Origin of the sequence: Stenotrophomonas pictorum JCM 9942 (genome assembly GCF_001310775.1) — a bacterium.
Lineage (GTDB): Bacteria > Pseudomonadota > Gammaproteobacteria > Xanthomonadales > Xanthomonadaceae > Stenotrophomonas > Stenotrophomonas pictorum.
The window spans coordinates 1-1,109 of record NZ_BAZI01000615.1; the positions used below are offsets into that span (position 1 = coordinate 1).

Here is a 1,109-nt window from a genome sequence, read left to right on the forward strand (position 1 = left end):
GCCAGGTGGGCGCCGCCGCCTCCAGCCCGTCGACGCCGGGCATGGCGATATCCAGCAGCACCACATCCGGCTTGAACTCGGCGCAGGCATGCAGGGCCTCCACGCCGTTGGCCGCCTCGGCGACCACTTCCACCTCCGCGTGCTCGGCCAGCAGCGCGCGCAACCGCTCGCGGGCGAAGGGCTCGTCATCGGCAATGACCACTTTCATGTCATCTCCCCAAAACCATCAATCTGCCACCGGATCGGCGTGCTCCCCGGCCCGCGACTGCTGTGCGGACCACACGCCAACCATGCTGCCAATACTCACATCATGCGTGCGCGAAACGAAGCTGCAGCCATTCAGCCAGCGCGTGGATCTCCTCGGCGCAGACTGGTGGGCCATCGGATAGCGGTGCCATTCCAGCGCGAAACCCAGCTGCCTGAGCACCTGCGCGCTGTGCTCGGCGATCTGCAGCGGAATCACCGGATCGCCACTGCCATGGGCCATGAACACCGGCTGGGCGGTGGCGCCTTCCACCAGCTGGCGGGCGGCGGCATCGACTTCGGGCAGGTAGGTGGACAACGCGATCAGGCCGGCCAGCGGCTCACGCCGGGTCAGGCCGGTGGCCAGGGTGATGGCGCCGCCCTGCGAGAAACCGGCCAGCAGGATGCGGTCGAGCGGAATGCCGCGCTCCTGTTCGCGTGCGATCAGCTCCTCGACCTGCGCCACCGACTCGGCCACGCCAGCGGTATCGGCGCGGCTGCGGAAATCCATGCTGACGATGTCGTACCAGGCCCGCATCGGCATGCCACCGTTGATGCTGACCGGGCGCTTGGGCGCATGCGGAAACACGAAGCGGATCGCCGGCCAGTGCGGGCGCACCAGTTCAGGCACGATCGGTGCGAAGTCATGGCCATCGGCGCCCAGGCCGTGCAACCAGATCACCGACCATTCCGGCACTGCGCCGGTTTGCTGTTCCACTGTTTCCAGCATTTCCACGACTCCCAAAGACAGGCCCGCATTATGCCTGCCCCGGGCCCCGGCTCAGTCCTGCAGGGGCTCGCGCAGTGCCGCAGCTCTCAGTTCGGCCGCGCGCACCAGCACGGGCCGGCGGTGCACTCTCCTCGGG

At 68.2% G+C, this 1,109-nt stretch carries 1 protein-coding gene and 1 pseudogene; both read right to left on the reverse strand.

Annotation, left to right across the window (positions count from 1 at the left end):
* Nucleotides 1-208 (reverse strand): LytR/AlgR family response regulator transcription factor (locus JCM9942_RS16520; protein ID WP_157723021.1); only part of this gene is annotated, 208 nt, incomplete at its 3' end.
* Between the two features lie 100 nt (nucleotides 209-308).
* A pseudogene (locus tag JCM9942_RS16525) lies at nucleotides 309-973 on the reverse strand (alpha/beta hydrolase).
* Between the last annotated feature and the right edge of the window lie 136 nt (nucleotides 974-1,109).